We start from the raw sequence: 17,467 nt of genomic DNA, 5'->3' as shown, positions 1-17,467 counted from the left end.
AATTACTAAAAATGAAAAATCACCATATAGTACAACTGTTTTTGAGCATCCTGCTATTCTCAGGCTGCTCGAAGAATCTAGAGAAGCTTCCACAAGGAGTCGTATTCAACGAAAATCTGAAAACGCCGGAAAATGTGGAGGCAATGGTTATCAGTGCTTACTCGGCTCTTGGCAACGATCATTGGAGCAGGCCTTATACAACCATGTGGGCCTACGGAAGCGTGCGAGGCGGCGATGCCTACAAAGGAGGAGGCGGTACAGGCGACCAGAATGATGTGCATGCCTATGAGCTATTTTCCATCAATCGGGTGGATCTGGGGCAAAGCGATGCCACTTGGTTCCGGCTCTATGTCGGAATAGCGAGGTGTAACACAGCCTTGGCGTTGCTTAATGAGATCGGTGACGATATTTTTCCACAGAAGCTAACGCGTTCCGCGGAGGTGCGCTTCATTAGAGCCCACTTTTATTTTCTGTTGAAGGTTCTTTTCAAGCGTATTCCATATATTGACGAAAGCGTAGAGAAGTCGGTCTATCAAACCATTGGAAATGACTTATACAGCAACGATGAACTTTGGACCAAAATAGCCGACGACTTCCGTTTTGCCTCGCAGCATTTGCCGCTAAATCAAACCGATGCGGCTCGCATTACCAAGGGGGCCGCACACGCTTACCTCGCGAAAACCTTGCTTTATCAAAGTTATGTTCAGAATGAGCAGCATAACGTTGTTTCGAAAGACCATGCTAAGTTTAATGAAGTGGTGACATACTGCGATAGTGTGATCAACTCGGGCAGGTATCGCCTGTCGGACGACTTTGCTGAAAACTTTCTCTCGGAATATGAAGGCGGTCCGGAGTCTGTATTTGCCATCGTCTTCTCCAAGAGCGATGGTACACCGCAAGGAAGGATCAATGCGGGCGTCGGCACTAATTACCCCATGAACCAGGAATATGGCTGCTGTGGCTTCCACCAACCGAGCTCTAATTTGGTGAATGCTTTCAAAACGGACGCACAAGGCCTGCCCTTGTTGGACGACTACAATACAAATGACATTGTGCCTTCCGGCGATTTTCAAAAGCAAAGTTTCGATACCAGGCTGGATCATACCGTCGCAATCCCGGGACATCCCTATAAGTATCAGCAGCGCTTGGTATTTCAGGCTTCCTGGAATCGCGATAATGCTACCTATGGTAATTTTATGAGCATGAAGGAAACCGTTGCTTATACAGATCCGACCTTCATGAAATACCCACCCTTTATGTCGAGTGCCAAGGACTGGCCGGTGATCAGGTATGCGGATGTGCTGCTGATCAAAGCGGAAGCGTTAATAGAATTGGGGCGCGAGCAAGAAGCGTTGCCGCTGATCAACGCGATCCGACAGCGAGCACAGAACAGCGCGGCTCGACTGACACAGGCGGATGGTACACCTACCTCAAGTTACCATGTTTCCACGTATCAGCCCGGGGTAAATTGTGTTTGGACGAACGAATTTGCACGGGAGGCGCTACGCTTTGAACGTCGACTGGAATTCGCAATGGAGGGTTACCGCTTTTTTGATCTCGTGCGATGGGGTATTGCTGCCGGATTTATCAATGACTATTTTGCCGTTGAACAGCGAAGAACTCCTCATTTAGCGGGTGCAGCCTTCAAGAAAAACCGCGATGAATACCTACCGATTCCGCAGAATCAGATAAATTTTAGTCAAGGATTATATGTGCAGAATTTCGGCTGGTAGTTATATTTGAAAAGCGGAACCAATGAATAAACTTAGCATGAAAATCAAAATTGTTTTACTGATCTGTACAGGCCTTGGCGTTTTTGCTCGGCTCGGCCATTGTCAGCACGTAGTCAATATGGCGAACTTATTGAAGGAAATGCGTGATTTTGAACAGGTTGCCCGTTTCCCGGAACCTATTTATACCTTGAAACAGGCGAGCAGCTACGATAGGCGGTCGACCCTGCGAAATGGCGCCGGATGGTTCGCAAACAGTGATTTTAACCAATTTATCCGTCGGGAGGAACAAGACGGACGTGTGGAACATGTTATGATGGATGCAGAAGGCCCGGGTGCAATTGTTCGGTTTTGGTTAACTTGCCTGGAAAAGCCCGGCACCATGCGTTTTTACTTTGATCATGAAAAAGAGCCGACGATCACGGTTCCTGGATTCGATTTGCTGAAAGCAGGACTGGATTTAGGACCCGCCTTACTGAATCCACATACTAATTATGATCCGAAAGGAAAGGGAGGAAATACGCTGTATTTGCCCTTGGTATACAATAAGCATTGCAAAGTGACCTGGGAGTTTGCCGACAGCGCAGATTTAAAAAAGCCACATTATTATCAGATCAATTACCGAACCTATCCCAAGGATACAAAGGCCGAAACCTTTTCCTTCGAGCAGCTCGAACAAGTAAAGGATGAGATTAAAGACACGGAAAACATCCTTTGGCATCCCTCGGTAAACCGTGCCGTGACCGATTCGATAGCTCGCAGATTAAACCCTTCGGAGGAATGCATGGTGGAATTAAGAGATGCCAATCAGGCCATCCGTTTGCTGCAGGTGCAGCTGGCCGACCTGAACCGCGATAAGGAGGTGCTTTGGAGAAAGGTGACACTTAAAATATCATTTGATAATCGCGAAACGGTATCGTGTCCGCTGGGTGATTTCATAGGTAGCGGTTATGGTGGAAATGATATCGCTAGCTGGTATCGAGCACTTGCGGATAAAAAAACGCTTACTTCTCACTGGGTGATGCCTTTTCGGGAGTCGGCGGTGGTTCGGTTAATCAATAACAATGACTTTCCTATAGAGTTAACGCTTTCTATTGCAACTGATCGTTTTGAATGGGACAAGCGCGCGATGTATTTCCATGCCTTCACTAAAATGGAAGAACAGGTGTGGGATGCAAAATGGGATTACGACCCGAAGAAGAGCCCGAAAGGAGATGCCCGCGCACCGATTGATTGGAATTTTATTGAGGTGAAGGGCGAGGGGGTATACATGGGTAATACCTTGGCAACGCTGAATCATATGAATTCGTGGTATGGGGAAGGGGATGCGAAAGCTTATGTAGATGGGGAAGACTTCCCTTCTGAATTTGGTACCGGATTGGAAGATTATTACAATACCTCTTGGGCACCCGTTATTATTTACCAGACGCCTTTTGCCAATGCCACGAGGGCCGACCACACTTCTTCCACAGGGCATAATACCTTTACGCGGACGCGGATACTGGATGCTATTCCTTTTAAGAAAAGCTTTTCCTATGATATGGAAATGCTAAGTTGGGATGGTGGCTATGTGGATATTGCCGCAACTACTTACTGGTATGCTAAACCCTGAAGGTGTTAGGCCAATGAAATTCGACAAACAAAGAGCTGATTAGTATATCGGCCGAATTAACAAATGAAATAAAAAAATAAACAGATGAAGACATTTGCGAACAGAATCTTAACAATCGCGCTGCTGTTGATTACACAGCTCTCACTTGCGGGTGAAATTGAAATAAAAATCAATAAAAGATATCTTAACTTTCCGGTCTCTCATAAAGAGCAACGTCAGAAAATGACCTTCAGTGTTGATGGCAAACCTGATCTTTCGGTTGTGATACGACTTGCGAAAACCGACCCGGATTATTGGGTGTTTAAAGACGTTTCGGATTTGGTAGGCAAAACGCTTAAAATAAGCTATGAAGGAGATGAAGCGGGATTGGCAAAAATTTATCAGGACGATCGATTGGCAGGGCAGGACAGCCTTTATAAGGAAAGGAATCGTCCGCAGTTTCATTTTACCACGCGCAGAGGGTGGATCAATGATCCGAATGGGCTGCTTTTCTACGAGGGCGAGTACCATCTGTTCTATCAGCACAACCCTTATGAGCGTGATTGGGAGAATATGCACTGGGGCCATGCGGTGAGTAAAGATCTGGTACATTGGACGGAGCTGCCCGATGCGCTTTATCCGGATGAGTTGGGCACCATGTTCTCGGGATCGGCGGTAATAGACTATAATAACACAGCCGGCTATAATCAAGGCAAAAAACCGGCGATGGTAGCTGCCTATACCGCTGCCGGCCCCGACAGGCAGGTGCAGTGTATCGCCTATAGTCTCGATAAAGGGCGTACTTTTACCAAATATGAGGGCAATCCCATCATTGATTCTAAAGAAAAATGGAACAGTCCGGATACCCGCGATCCGAAGGTCTTTTGGTACAAACCGGGAAAACATTGGGTGATGGTGCTCAATGAGCGGGATGGCCATTCCATCTATACCTCCGGCGATCTGAAAACGTGGAAATACGAAAGTCATGTTACCGGCTTTTGGGAATGCCCCGAGCTCTTCGAACTGCCGATAGACGGTGACCCCAACAATTCGAAATGGGTGATGTATGGTGCTTCGGGCACATATATGCTGGGTTCTTTTGATGGTAAAGTGTTTCAGCCGGAAGCTGGTAAATACATGTATACCACCGGGTCAATCTATGCGGCACAAACCTTTACCAATATGTCGGACGGGCGAAGGGTGCAGATTGGTTGGGGACAGATAACGCATCCCGAGATGCCGTTTAAAGGGATGATGTTGCTGCCGACAGCACTTAGTCTGCACAGCACAAAAGACGGTCCGCGACTTTTCAGTCGCCCGGTTGAGGAAACCGAGCAACTTTTTACACCGGTTCAGAAGGATGTAAAACTAACAGCCGAACGTGCAAACCAGCTGCTGGCGTCCTATTCGAAGGCGGATGGGCTAAGGTTGAAGGCTACCATCAAGTTATCTCATGCCACCAGTGCCGGAATCAATTTGTTTGGGCAAAAGATTTTGGATTACGATCTAAACTATAATAAGCTCAATGGTCTGTTTTATTCGCCAAATGATCCCACCAGCATGGAGATCTCAGCGGATATTTACATCGACAAAACGAGTATTGAAGTTTTTATTGATGGTGGAGCCTATTCGTATTCGATGCCCCGAAAAGCGGAGGATAACAATGAAGAGGGTTTCCATTTCTGGGGGAACAACATTGAAGTGGCAAACTTAGACATTTTCAGCGTGAAGTCGATCTGGAAAGAGTGAGTCGGCTTCACCGACCGTCATATAGCGATTGAATGAAACAAGAAAAGGCCGCATCATGTTATCACGATGCGGCCCTTTATACAATGAAATCGGATTAACTATTGCGTCCGACCGGGGTATTGTTCCAAACCTTTTTCTAGGCATTCCAAGGCATTGCGCAGATCGTCCAAACATAGCACATAAGCCAGTCTCACTTGCTGTTCGCCCAAACGTGTGTCTGAATAAAAGCCGGTTGCGGGTGCCATCATGACTGTCTGGTTGTTATATTCGAATGCTTCCAGCATCCACTGGCAGAACCTATCGGCATTGTCTATCGGCAGTTTGGCCACTACATAAAATGCTCCGCCCGGGTTTGGGCAATATACGCCGGGAATTTTGTTCAAACCTGCCACTAAGAGATTACGCCTTTCGGTATACTCGGCAATGACATTGTCAAAGTAGCTTTGTGGCGTGTCTACGGCAGCTTCCCCCGCAATTTGAGCAACCGCTGGCGGACTCAGTCGGGCTTGCGCGAATTTCAGGCCGGCTTCCAGAATTTCTTCGTTTTTGGTGATCAGACAACCAAGGCGCGCACCGCAGGCACTGTATCGTTTCGATACCGTATCGAAAACAACGACGTGCTTCTCCATGCCTTCGAGCTGCATAGGCGAAATAAAGGTGTTGTCGTCATAGCAAAACTCCCGGTAGGCCTCATCGGAGAACAAATAAAGATCGTTTTTTAAGCAAAGTTCCTTTAGGGCTTCCATTTCTTCCAGTGAATAAAGGTAGCCAGTCGGATTGTTCGGATTACAGATGATGATGGCTTTGGTCTTAGGCCCGATTACACGCTCGAACGCCGCAATCTCGGGAAGTGCAAATCCCGTCTCGATGCTCGATGGGATGGGTGTTACCTCTACACCTGCCATACAGGCAAAGCCGTTATAGTTTGCATAAAAGGGTTCGGGTATAATGACTTGATCTCCGGGATCTAAACAGGATTCGATGGCTATTGTAATGGCCTCGGATCCTCCGGTAGTCACCAAGATATGGTCTGCCCTTATATCATAGCCCAGCTTATTATAATAGGTGCTCAGCTTTTCGCGATAGCTGGCATTCCCTTGTGAAGGCGTGTAGGCCCATACCTTGAAGTCTATATTCTTGATGGCATTGAGCATGGTGTCTGGTGTCTCAATATCCGGTTGTCCGATGTTGAGATGAAAAACCTTCTTACCGCTTTTCTTTGCTGCATCGGCATAAGGCGTTAGTTTTCTTATAGGGGAAGCGGGCATTTGCTTTCCCTTTTTTGATATTGTCGGCATAGTGTATTGTTGGCAAATTTAGGCACAAACTTACTAAAAGTAACGGCATAAAAAAGAGGCTATCTTCTACATTTGTATCGACAAAGATAGGAGATAGCCTCTTTCGTTTATTTATAGCAGTTTATTGTACCACTTCTCCCTTAATATAGAGCGATTTTAGTGGCGTTTTTGCATTTGAACGAATGGTTACCGATTTGCTAAAAGGCGCGGCCTGAGCAGCGTTGAACGTGACGCTGATCGAGCCGGTTTCCCCAGGCTTAACGGGCGCATTGGTGTATTTAGGCACTGTGCAACCGCAGGATGACTCCACCTTGGTAATGATCAGTGGTTCGGTTCCTACATTGGTAAACTTAAATTCATAGGAAACTGGTTTGCCCTGTGGAATTTTACCAAAATCATAGGTCTCTTTCTCAAATTTGAATTCAGCATTACCGTCTGCTTTCCACGCACTAAAGGCTGTGAATGCAACTAGAAGTGTAACAATGGCTAATAATTTTTTCATTAGAAAATCTGTTTTTAAGTAGCTTAAATTTGTATACCTTGTTCAGTGTTTTGAACATAGCTTATACAAGATTCATTAACAATTTGTTTTTAATGTCGGTAAGCGATCTATCGCTCTTTAGAAGGCTTTACCTTAATGCGCTCTTTCATAATGAATTCGTTTTTTTGTGTATTTACAACAATTTCTTTTTCTGACGATTTCATGATGAAAGAAGCTCGGTTCTTTGTATAAATTTATAACAAAAATATCATTACGCCAATTATAATGCCAATAATTCAGGTAATATGTTTGTTTCTGTTTGACGGGGCGCACTCGCTCTTGTGTCGCTGTTGAACGGCACCGCTTCTGCATATTTGTAGTTGGTTCATAATGTTGTATTTATCGTGGATAACAAAAGGTACGGCTGTTGCATCTGTCATTTTCTGTCGTACTGAAATTTTGTTTGTTCTTTCTGTGAAAATTTAAAATAGCTAAGCGGTAGCGGCGGGTAAAGCAAAATTTTATACAATTTTTTATTACTTTTGAACTTTAAGCATGATTTGTTGATATGTCTGATAACATGAAATATACCGATCCGATTGACACCTCAAAACTTAGCTTTGAAGAGTTTAAAGCTACTGTGTTGAATGACTACCGTATAATGTGCGAGAGCAGAGAGGCTAGTTTATTGGGAAGGAAAGAGGTGTTGACAGGTAAAGCAAAATTCGGCATTTTCGGCGATGGGAAGGAAGTGGCACAAATCGCTATGGCGAAGGTTTTTAGGGAGGGAGATTGGCGTTCAGGATACTATAGAGATCAGACTTTTGCATTTGCGACGGGCATGTCGAATGTGTATGAGTTCTTTTCGCAGATGTACGCAAATCCTAACATAGAGGCCGAACCGGCGTCGGGCGGTCGTATGATGAACGGGCACTTTGCTACAAGGGAATTGAATGCAGATGGAAGCTGGGTCAATCAGATGCAGCTAAAAAATTCTTCCGCGGATATTTCGACCACCGGGGGACAGATCCCCCGATTGCTCGGACTGGCGCAGGCTTCTAAGGTATACAGACAGAACAAGGAGCTTGCTTACTTAACGCATTTTTCGAACAACGGAAATGAAGTAGCCTTCGGCACCATAGGCAATGCCTCTACTTCTGAAGGTGTTTTTTTTGAAGCTTTCAATGCGGCAGGAGTGTTGCAGATACCCTTAGCAATTTCGGTATGGGATGATGGCTATGGCATCTCGGTGCCGAACCGGTATCAAACTACTAAAGAAGATATCTCCGAAGTGCTGAAGGGCTTTCAACGGGATGAAAAAGGCAATGGTTATGAGATTTTCAAAGTACGGGGGTGGGACTATCCCGGACTTTGTGAAACCTACGAACGTGCCGTCCGTTTCTGTAGGGAAGAGCATGTGCCCGTCTTTATTCATGTCATCGAGATGACGCAACCGCAAGGGCATTCGACTTCCGGATCGCACGAACGGTATAAGTCGAAAGAGCGACTTGAATGGGAGGCTGAATACGATTGCCTCGTGCAAATGAAAAAATGGATGCTGGAATCGGCCATTGCGGCTAAGGAGCAGCTCGAGGAGATTGAACAGTGGGCTCGAGATTTTGTGAAGGAAGAGCAGCAAAGGGCTTGGAAAGACTATATTGGAGCATTTGCCGAAGAAAAGGCACAGGCAATTGAATTGTTAGGTGCCATCGAACATAAATCGGCAAAGACGCTGGCTGCCAAACTGGCTGCCTTGAGGGAACCGAACTTAAAGCAAATTTACGGAACGGTTAGAAAGGCCTTGCGGGAAATGCGGGCGGACAACAATCAGCAGAAAGAAGCGCTGATTAATTGGTATAAAGAACAACAGGTGCTTAATTATGAGCGGTACAATTCAAAGCTGTTTACAGGTACCTTAGAGGCACCCGACAAGCTGGAAGTGGTGCCGGTAGTATATAACGATGAGTCGAAAATGGTCGACGGCCGCGAAGTGCTGAATGCGTGTTTCGCTGCCAATTTTAGTCGTGAACCACGCTTATTGGCTTTTGGCGAGGATGTAGGCGCTATTGGGGATGTAAACCATGGCTTTGCAGGTTTGCAGGCACAGTTTGGCGAGCATCGGATTTTTGATACCGGTATCCGCGAAACCGCCATCATCGGACAAGGCCTTGGGATGGCTTTAAGGGGCTTAAAGCCCATAGCCGAAATCCAGTATGTAGATTACCTGTTGTACGGGCTCACGGTGATGAGCGATGACCTGGCTTCCCTGAGCTATCGCACGAAAGGTGGGCAGAAAGCACCTCTGATCATTCGTACCCGCGGGCATCGCCTGGAAGGGATCTGGCATTCGGGTTCGCCAATGTCGATGATTTTGGGATCTTTGAGGGGTTTGCACGTTTGCGTGCCGCGCAATATGACGCAGGCGGCGGGCATGTACAATACTTTGCTGCGATCGGATGAGCCTGCGCTGGTGGTCGAATGCCTTAATGGCTACCGCCTAAAAGAACGGATGCCTGCTAATGTAGGTGATTTTACCGTACCGCTAGGCATTGCGGAAGTGGTGAGAAGCGGTTCGGATATTACCGTTGTTTCTTATGGCTCTACGCTTCGATTGGTACAGGAGGCGGCCGTTGAGCTGAAGGAAATGGGCATTTCGGTGGAAATTGTAGATCCGCAAACCCTCCAGCCTTTTGATAAATTGCATGTCTGCGGACAATCGCTGGCCAAGACGAATAAATTGTTGGTGGTGGACGAAGATGTGCCGGGAGGGGCTTCTGCCTTTATTTTACAGCAGGTATTGGAGGAGCAAGACGGCTACTTCAGTTTGGACTGCAAACCGCGTACCTTGTCGGCCAAAGCGCATCGCCCACCTTATGGTTCGGACGGCGATTATTTTACGAAGCCGTCACTCGATGACATCATTGAGACGATTTATTCCATGATGCACGAGTCAAATCCCGATAAGTTTCCGAAGATAATTTAAAAAAGCATCAAAGAGCCTGTTGCTTTTGATGCTTTTTTTGTTGATACTCAGCTTCGCTTGCTTTTTAAAGGCGACCTAAGCTGAGGTTCCGCAAATAGTGGTCGGTAATTACCAGCGCAGCCATCGCTTCCACAATGGCTACCGCACGTGGCACAACACAGGGATCGTGGCGCCCTTTTCCAGAAATTTCTGTTTCTTCACCTAACTGGTTGATCGTGCGTTGCGACCGCATGATGGTTGCTACAGGTTTGAAGGCTACCCTGAAATTAATGTCCATTCCATTGGATATACCGCCTTGAATACCGCCTGAGAAATTGGTGAGCGTTTGCAGCGACTGCGCTTGCTGTGCCGGATTGACAAAGATATCATTGTGTTCCGAGCCGCGCATCGTTGCGCCACTGAAGCCCGAACCGTATTCAAAACCATGAACCGCATTGATGCTTAACATAGCTTTTCCCAGATCGGCGTGCAGTTTATCAAAGACAGGCTCGCCTAAACCAACCGGAACTCCTTTTATAATAGCACTTACAATTCCGCCTACCGTATCGCCGTCTTTCCGCACCGAATCAATAAAACTGATCATCTGGTTGGCGGTGGCAGGGTCGGCACAGCGAACAATATTATCTTCGCGCATGTCAACCAGCTCCTCTAAGGTTAGGTCTCCTAAATTGGGAGCCTCGATATTTCCGACGGCAGATACGTGTGCGAAAACGGCAATGCCGAGTTCCTGTAGGTAGCGTTTGGCAATGGCGCCCGCGGCTACCCGCGCTGCTGTCTCCCTCGCTGATGAACGTCCCCCTCCGCGATAGTCGCGTATGCCGTACTTCGTTTGATAGGTGTAGTCGGCATGAGAAGGCCGGTATTTATCTTGGATGTGGGAATAATCTTTCGACCGTTGGTCTTCATTGGGAATCAACATTGCTAAAGGCGTACCGGTTGTTTTCCCTTTGAAAACACCTGATAGTATCTGCACGGTATCACTTTCCTTACGTTGCGTGGTGATTTTCGACTGACCGGGCTTGCGCTTATCGAGTTCCGACTGAATAAAGTCGAGCTCAATGGGTATATTTGGCGGACAGCCGTCAATGATGACACCAATAGCCTCTCCATGAGATTCTCCAAAAGTTGTAATCCGAAAGCTTTGTCCAAATGAATTTCCTGCCATGGCTATGAATATTTTTGAGTAATTAAGAGGTGTGAAGGTCGTGCTTATGGTTTAGTTCAAAGCCTACGTTTGTCAAATGCTCCCAGAAGGCTGGGTACGATTTGCCGACAACTGCTGGATCTTCAATAATCAGTTCCTCAAACACGAGGGCTAAAGGCGCAAAAGCCATCGCCATCCGATGATCTTCATAAGTACTGATGGTAGTGCTTTTTGGCTTGGTTCTGCCAGCCGTTTTTACGTGATAAACTTGCTTATCTTCCAGCAGTTCCACACCGAATTTAGCCAATTCGTTTTGAAGGGCCAGAATACGATCCGTTTCCTTGATCTTTAACGTTTCCAATCCGGTAAAACTGGCGTCGTACCCCAGGGCTGCACAACAGGTAATAACCGTTTGTGCCAGATCTGGGCACTCTTTTAAATCGAAAAAACGTTCACCTTCACCCGCCTCCGTTTTTTCGATTTTAACGCCGCGGTTTTCGAAAGTCGACCGAACGCCGAAATTTGCCATGATGTCAACAATGGCGCGGTCGCCCTGCAAACTGCGATCTTTCAGGCCTGGCAGAAATAAGCTGCTTCCCAGAGGAGATAATGCGATTACGGAATACCAGTATGAAGCCGCGCTCCAGTCGGGCTCTACCCGCAGTACCGACTCTTTTGCTTGCTGTTTGCCAACGGCGATGCGGTTGTCCTGCCATTCGTGGCTGATTCCGGTTTCGTTCAACATGTCCAGCGTCATGCTGACATAGGGTTTGGACGTTAAGGTGCCTGTGATGTTTAATGTAAGTCCTTCGGGTAAAAAGGCGGCAACGAGGAGCAGTGCTGATAAGTACTGACTGCTGACGTCTCCCTTGATAACCACTTCTGGCTGGGTTTGTATAAAACCGCCTTTAATTTCCAGCGGTGGGTACCCTGTTTGTTCGGCATAGCGAATGTCAGCACCAATGCTTTTAAGTGCATCTACCAATATACCGATAGGTCGCTGTTTCATCCGTTCGGAACCGGTTAATAGAAAATTTCCCGGAATGGTAGAAAGATAGGCCGTTAAAAAACGCATGGCCGTGCCAGCCGGCCCAACATTTATTGTTTGAGTTTCCTGCGCCGCCGTGTCAAGTGCTTCTAAGATGGCTTGCAACGTAACGGTGTCGTCCGCATTGGAAAGATTTTCAATGCGGACTTTTCCTTTACTCAGGGCACTTAAAATAAGTGCACGATTGCTTTCACTTTTAGATCCTGTTAATTGGACGGTGCCATGCACCGCACCGCCGGGATATGATACACTGAGTGTTTCTGTATTCATTAGGCCTCCACTGCAGGTTTGGCGTTCATGATCTGGTTCTGCTTGCGGATGGACTCACCATGGATTAGTTCCAATAATTTGACGGTGAAATCTTCTTCGAGATTCAAGGCTTTCGCAAACTTACCGCGTTTTTCTATGATTTCTTCCCAACGGTTCACCTGTAAGATGGTTACTTTATTGTCTCGCTTGTATTCACCGATCTTTTCAACGATTTTCATCCGGTCGGCAACTTTTTTAATGATCTGATCGTCAATAGTGTCGATTTCTTTACGTAGAGCCGCTAATTTGTCTTCAAATACAGGATCATTTGATTCTGCTCTTCTCAAGGAAAGGTTATTGATGAGTTCTGCAAGGGCAGCAGGCGTTACTTGTTGCTTGGCATCTGTCCAGGCTACAGAAGGATCGATATGTGATTCAATAATAAATCCTTGCATATCCAAATCAACTGCCTTTTGTGCTACGTAAGGAATTAATTCACGCGTACCGCAAATGTGACTAGGATCGTTAATGATTGGTAATTCAGGCGCTACTGTTTTAAGTTGAATAGCCAGATCCCACATCGGCTCATTGCGGAAAGCCGTCTTTTCATAGGAAGAAAAACCACGGTGGATGGCTCCCAACTTTTTAATGCCGGCACGGTTGATGCGCTCTAAAGCACCGATCCATAAAGACAAATCCGGATTTACCGGGTTTTTCACTAAAACGGGTACATCTACGCCTTGCAATGCATCGGCAATTTCCTGAACGGTAAACGGATTGGCCGTTGAGCGTGCACCTACCCATAATATATCAACACCCGCAGCCAATGCTTCTTCCACATGTTTTGCTGTCGCTACTTCGGTGGCTGTCAGTAAGCCCGTTTCTTCTTTGGCACGTTTTAACCATTCCAAACCGATGCTTCCAATGCCTTCAAATTCGCCCGGACGGGTGCGGGGTTTCCAGATACCTGCCCTCAATACGGAGATTTTGCCGGTAGCGGCTAGCAAATGAGCAGTGGCAACGACCTGTTCTTCTGTTTCGGCGCTGCAAGGCCCTGCAATTACTAAAGGTTCTTTGCCGGTAGCTAGCCAAGAGCTCAAAGGCAAGATGTCTAAATTTAGTTTCATTTTTATTGTATTAAATTGATATATGCTGTTAATAATCTGTTGTTTTTACTATACCTTGTCGTTTTTGATATATTCTCCTAAAATGTTAAAATTTATGGTGTGTTTAAGTGTCTTACGGATGGCTGCATCGTAATTGCTCTGTTTTTTCCATTCAATGTCAACATAAAAATCGTATTCATTGCGCTTTCCGAGCACGGGCATCGATTGGATTTTACTCATGTTGATCTGCTCATCGGCAAAAAAAGTAAGCACACGGGCCAATGAGCCAATGCTATTGTCGGTCTGAAAGAGAAGAGTCGCTTTGTTGGCTTTGGGATTTTCTGTTTTTTCTTTTGAGAGGATCAGGAAACGGGTATAATTCTTTTTGTTTGTTTCAATTCGTCGATCGATGATTTCCAGACCGTATAATTTAGCTGCTAACTGATTGGCAACCGCCGCGGTATCGGTAAGCTTGTTTTCCGCAATCTTTTTGGCGCAGGAAGCGGTGTCCGTTCCTTCGGACACCTTGAGGTAAGCATGCTCTTCCAGATAGTCGGCACACTGACGCAAGGCGATGGGGTGCGATTCTACTTTTTTGATTTGCTCCAGCTTGGTGCCCGGCAAAGCGAGTAGGTGAAGCTGTATGCTAAGGTATACCTCGCCAACAATAGGGAAATGGTAATCGTGCAGCAGGGTGTAATTCGGAAGCAGACTTCCGGCGATGGAGTTTTCAATAGCCATGACGACATAGTCGGCTTCATCTTTTTTCAAAGCTTCACAGGTGTGTTTAAAGGTTTCACACTCTACCGTCTGGATATCCTGTCCGAAGTATTTGAAAGCTGCTTCTTCGTGGAAAGAAGCTCGTGTTCCTTGAATCGCGACTCTAATTTTGCTCATTTTTAAATTTCAAAAAAAAAGTCCCGGTTGCTCACCGGGACTTTTTCATACATTATTTCTTTACATGCATATTAATCCCGGCCCTTACTACTAAAGTAAAAGTAACCAAAGAACCAATATGCAGCTGTGTATTTCATTTTTTCTTTTTGATATCGCAAATATATACAAGAATTATTACGAAACAAGAAAAAAAATAAAAAAATGTAAATAGGTCATTTGGTTTTCCTTTTTGTGCCGTCGTACCGGAAGAGCGGTGAGATGTTCCCGCGCTTCAGGACGCAAACAAAATGGCAGCGTGAGCTGTTCTGTATAAGCAACCCAATAATAAACTTGTTACTATGGAACAGATGAGGATTCCCCAAGAGATGATCGTGCCGTTCAATTATGAATCGCAGGACCTGCCACGTTCGGTTAAGGAGCTACGTCCGGTTATTTTTCAGGACGGAAATGACTTTTGTTGTGTACTGGGGCCTGATACCCGAAAGGGGATTTTTGCCTGCGGCTTATCGCCTCAGGAGGCCTTGAAAAATTGGCAACATAATCTAGATGAACGAATAAAAAATCATCCCGATGACGATGAAGTAGCTGCGTATATAATAGACGCCTTGAACGCTTCAAACAAAAAAGTATGGTAGTTTGCTTTAAAAAACAACCGGATTATTTTTTTCCTAATTGTCTGAGAAGCTGTTCGCTAATGGCGGCGCCTTCCGGATCATTGCTTTCGAGTGCTTTTTCGAGGTTACTAATGGTTTTTTCATCGAGATGGCCCGGTAAAATAGGAACGGCGGGGTCGACAACCAAATCCACCACAACGGGAACTGTAGATGCCAGTGCGGTACGGATGGCCTCTTCGATCATTTCCGCCTGCTCAACGCGGATTCCTTTCAATCCGAATAAAGTGGCTACGGCAGCGTAGTCCACATCGGGAATATTTTGTGAGTCTTCAAATTTTGGTTCGCCGGATAACATACGTTGTTCCCAGCTCACCATATTCAAATCCCTATTATTCAATACAACAACAATCAACTGGCCGTTTTTCCATTGGCGGTAGTACTTCGAAATTGTAATCAGTTCGTTCATGCACAACATCTGCATGGCCCCATCACCTGCGATGGCCACTACGGGTCGTTCCGGAAAAGCAAATTTGGCGGCAATGGCATAGGGCACTGACGGACACATGGTGGCTAAACTGCCGGAGAGGGAGGCCGACATGGTGCCCCGGATTTTTATGTTACGTGCATACCAGAACGCGGCGGTTCCGGAATCGGCTGTCAGGATGCAGTTTTCGGGAAGCTGCGGTGAGAGGCGCTGAAAGAAGCTTTGCGGGTTTATCGGATCCGCGTCTTGTTCGGCCCTTTTTTCCACCACATCCCACCATTCTTTTACGTCATCTTCTATCGCTGTTCGCCATGCTCGGTCTTCCTTATAGGTTAAAAGGGGTATGAGTGCCTGGAGTGTGGATTTGCTGTCGCCCAACAACATGGCATCCGCAGGGTATCGCAAACTGAGCATTTTGCCGTCGTGGTCTATCTGTATGCATTTTGCGCTTCCCGGTTTCGGTAAATATTCTGCATAAGGAAAGCTGGTCCCGATCATAAAGAGTGTATCACACTGCTGCATCATCTTCCAGCTGGGCTGAGTTCCTAACATACCGATAGCCCCGGTCACATAAGGGAGGTCGTCGGAAATCAGCGGTTTCCCTAATAAGGCTTTTGCAATGCCAGCGCCTAGCAAATCGGCAGCCTTTAATATTTCTTTTTCAGCGCCTTTGGCACCTATACCTATTAAAATGGCTATTTTTTTTCCTTGATTTAGCAGCTCCGCTGCTTGTTTGATGTGTTGTTCTTGTGGCAGTAAAGTCGATTTTGGAAAACCGACGCCGGTAAAGACGCTTCCATGTTCTCGGGGTGGTTCTTCTACCGCTTTTTCTTCCTGTAGATCATTCGGAACAATGACTGCAACCACCGAGCGTTTCGCCTGAGCAATCCGTAAGGCCCTGTCTATAACTTGCCGAACCTGGGCTGGATGACTGATCATTTGTACATAATCGCTTGCCACGTCTTTGAATAAAGATATCAGGTCGATCTCTTGCTGATAATTGCTGCCGAGGGATGTTCTCTTTTGTTGTCCGATAATAGCCACCACCGGCTGGTGATCTAACTTCGCGTCATAAAGACCGTTCAATAGATGGATGGCACCCGGTCCGGAGGTGGCCAAACACACGCCCACTTCGTCCGTGAATTTAGCATGCGCGCAGGCCATAAATGCCGCTGCCTCCTCATGTCTGCTCTGAATAAAGCTTATGTCTTCTTTTTTTCGGTTGAGCGCACCCAATAAACCGTTAATACCGTCACCGGGATAGCCGAAGATCCTTTTTACTCCCCAGTCAGCCAATCGCTGAATAATGAAATCGCTTACTAACATATCGCTAATTTTTAGTCACCATGCCATCTGGGTCAAAAACCGTTCCTCATCCATTGCCTTCTCTTATTTAAACGAAAGTTGTAGGAATAGGCGACTAGGGGAGTAAGCTAATAGGGAGTAGTTATGAGGTGTGGCTTTAAAATATAGGCCAAAAGCGCTAAGCATTAGGTGTCAAGCGCGTTCCTTTAGCACAGCCGTTGCGAAGAACGAAAAGCGGTGCCTATAGCGTACGCTGTAAGTTATACACAAAAAAAGGCAAAAAATTTGGAAATAAATTATTTGTGTTATATTTGTATTATACAAGATGTTTAATACTGCTGATATGAAAGACGAACTGGATGATCTATTGGCTGCTTGGGAGGAGACTTATAAGAAAGGACAATTAACGCTATGGATTTTTCTTGCCTTACAGGAGGACAGAAAGTATGTAGATGAAATTAAGTGTTTTGTAGAAGAACGATCGAACAACACCATGCGCTGTGAGGAACAGAGTCTTTACCGCGTGTTGCGGAAGTTTGAGCATGTCGGTGTAGTGGATCATGAACTGCGCAAAGGAAATAAGGGGCCCGAGCGTAAATATTACTATATGACTGAATTGGGGCAGCAGTTATTTAAGCAATTTGTGGAGCGGAATATTCAGCTCTTTTATTCATCGGAAATCAGAAATCTTTTAACCGTTTAATAACATCGTTAGTTTGAACTCTGAAGGATAAATACAAGAAATGAGAATAGATCGTGAAATATATCTTTGGATAAAAAGCTCCATC

General features: G+C 46.0%; 13 protein-coding genes. 6 read left to right on the top strand and 7 right to left on the bottom strand.

What is annotated here, in order from left to right:
* Nucleotides 1–11: 11 nt before the first annotated feature.
* From EPX21_RS12125 to EPX21_RS12115, 3 genes are all read left to right on the top strand, one after another.
* Entirely contained in the window at nt 12–1,733 is a 1,722-nt protein-coding gene (locus EPX21_RS12125) for a RagB/SusD family nutrient uptake outer membrane protein (RefSeq protein ID WP_134089961.1), read from the top strand.
* A gap of 37 nt (nt 1,734–1,770) precedes the next feature.
* The gene (locus EPX21_RS12120; protein ID WP_166670745.1) at nt 1,771–3,342 is read left to right on the top strand and encodes a glycoside hydrolase family 172 protein; all 1,572 of its coding nucleotides are present in this window, start codon (nt 1,771–1,773) and stop codon (nt 3,340–3,342) included.
* An 84-nt stretch (nt 3,343–3,426) separates the two neighbouring features.
* Complete coding sequence (locus tag EPX21_RS12115; RefSeq protein ID WP_134089959.1) at nt 3,427–5,070, top strand: glycoside hydrolase family 32 protein; 1,644 nt, start codon at nt 3,427–3,429, stop codon at nt 5,068–5,070.
* A 98-nt stretch (nt 5,071–5,168) separates the two neighbouring features.
* Here the strand turns inward: EPX21_RS12115 and EPX21_RS12110 are convergent, their stop codons facing one another.
* On the bottom strand, nt 5,169–6,368 hold the full coding sequence (locus tag EPX21_RS12110; protein ID WP_134089958.1) for a pyridoxal phosphate-dependent aminotransferase: 1,200 nt from the start codon (nt 6,366–6,368) through the stop codon (nt 5,169–5,171).
* A gap of 121 nt (nt 6,369–6,489) precedes the next feature.
* Entirely contained in the window at nt 6,490–6,870 is a 381-nt protein-coding gene (locus EPX21_RS12105; RefSeq protein ID WP_134089957.1) for a DUF1573 domain-containing protein, read from the bottom strand.
* 547 nt (nt 6,871–7,417) lie between these two features.
* Between EPX21_RS12105 and EPX21_RS12100 the strand changes: the two genes are divergently transcribed.
* Nucleotides 7,418–9,832, top strand: a complete 2,415-nt coding sequence (locus tag EPX21_RS12100) for a thiamine pyrophosphate-dependent enzyme (RefSeq protein WP_134089956.1) — start codon at nt 7,418–7,420, stop codon at nt 9,830–9,832.
* Between the two features lie 64 nt (nt 9,833–9,896).
* On the opposite strand, the gene aroC is transcribed toward EPX21_RS12100, so the two are convergent.
* The 4 genes from aroC to EPX21_RS12080 are packed head-to-tail and all read right to left on the bottom strand — an operon-like array spanning nt 9,897 to nt 14,276.
* Nucleotides 9,897–10,997: a chorismate synthase gene (aroC, locus tag EPX21_RS12095; RefSeq protein WP_134089955.1), complete on the bottom strand. Its 1,101-nt coding sequence runs from the start codon at nt 10,995–10,997 to the stop codon at nt 9,897–9,899.
* Between the two features lie 22 nt (nt 10,998–11,019).
* The gene (gene aroA / locus EPX21_RS12090) at nt 11,020–12,294 is read right to left on the bottom strand and encodes a 3-phosphoshikimate 1-carboxyvinyltransferase (protein WP_134089954.1); all 1,275 of its coding nucleotides are present in this window, start codon (nt 12,292–12,294) and stop codon (nt 11,020–11,022) included.
* Complete coding sequence (locus EPX21_RS12085) at nt 12,294–13,400, bottom strand: chorismate mutase (RefSeq protein WP_134089953.1); 1,107 nt, start codon at nt 13,398–13,400, stop codon at nt 12,294–12,296. The genes aroA and EPX21_RS12085 overlap by 1 nt, the downstream gene beginning before the upstream one ends.
* 48 nt (nt 13,401–13,448) lie before the next feature.
* Entirely contained in the window at nt 13,449–14,276 is an 828-nt protein-coding gene (locus tag EPX21_RS12080; protein WP_134089952.1) for a prephenate dehydratase, read from the bottom strand.
* A gap of 338 nt (nt 14,277–14,614) precedes the next feature.
* Here EPX21_RS12080 and EPX21_RS12075 point away from each other — a divergent pair, with 338 nt between their 5' ends.
* Nucleotides 14,615–14,911 (top strand): hypothetical protein, encoded by a 297-nt coding sequence (locus EPX21_RS12075; protein ID WP_134089951.1) that lies wholly within the window; start codon nt 14,615–14,617, stop codon nt 14,909–14,911.
* Between the two features lie 22 nt (nt 14,912–14,933).
* Here the strand turns inward: EPX21_RS12075 and EPX21_RS12070 are convergent, their stop codons facing one another.
* Nucleotides 14,934–16,700: a thiamine pyrophosphate-requiring protein gene (locus tag EPX21_RS12070; RefSeq protein WP_134089950.1), complete on the bottom strand. Its 1,767-nt coding sequence runs from the start codon at nt 16,698–16,700 to the stop codon at nt 14,934–14,936.
* Between the two features lie 322 nt (nt 16,701–17,022).
* On the opposite strand from EPX21_RS12070, the gene EPX21_RS12065 reads away from it, so the two are divergent.
* Nucleotides 17,023–17,382: a PadR family transcriptional regulator gene (locus tag EPX21_RS12065; protein ID WP_134089949.1), complete on the top strand. Its 360-nt coding sequence runs from the start codon at nt 17,023–17,025 to the stop codon at nt 17,380–17,382.
* Nucleotides 17,383–17,467: the final 85 nt, after the last annotated feature.

It is taken from the genome of Olivibacter sp. XZL3, from assembly GCF_004368405.1.
Taxonomy (GTDB): Bacteria; Bacteroidota; Bacteroidia; order Sphingobacteriales; family Sphingobacteriaceae; genus Olivibacter.
This window is presented reverse-complemented; position numbering and strand designations above follow the sequence as displayed.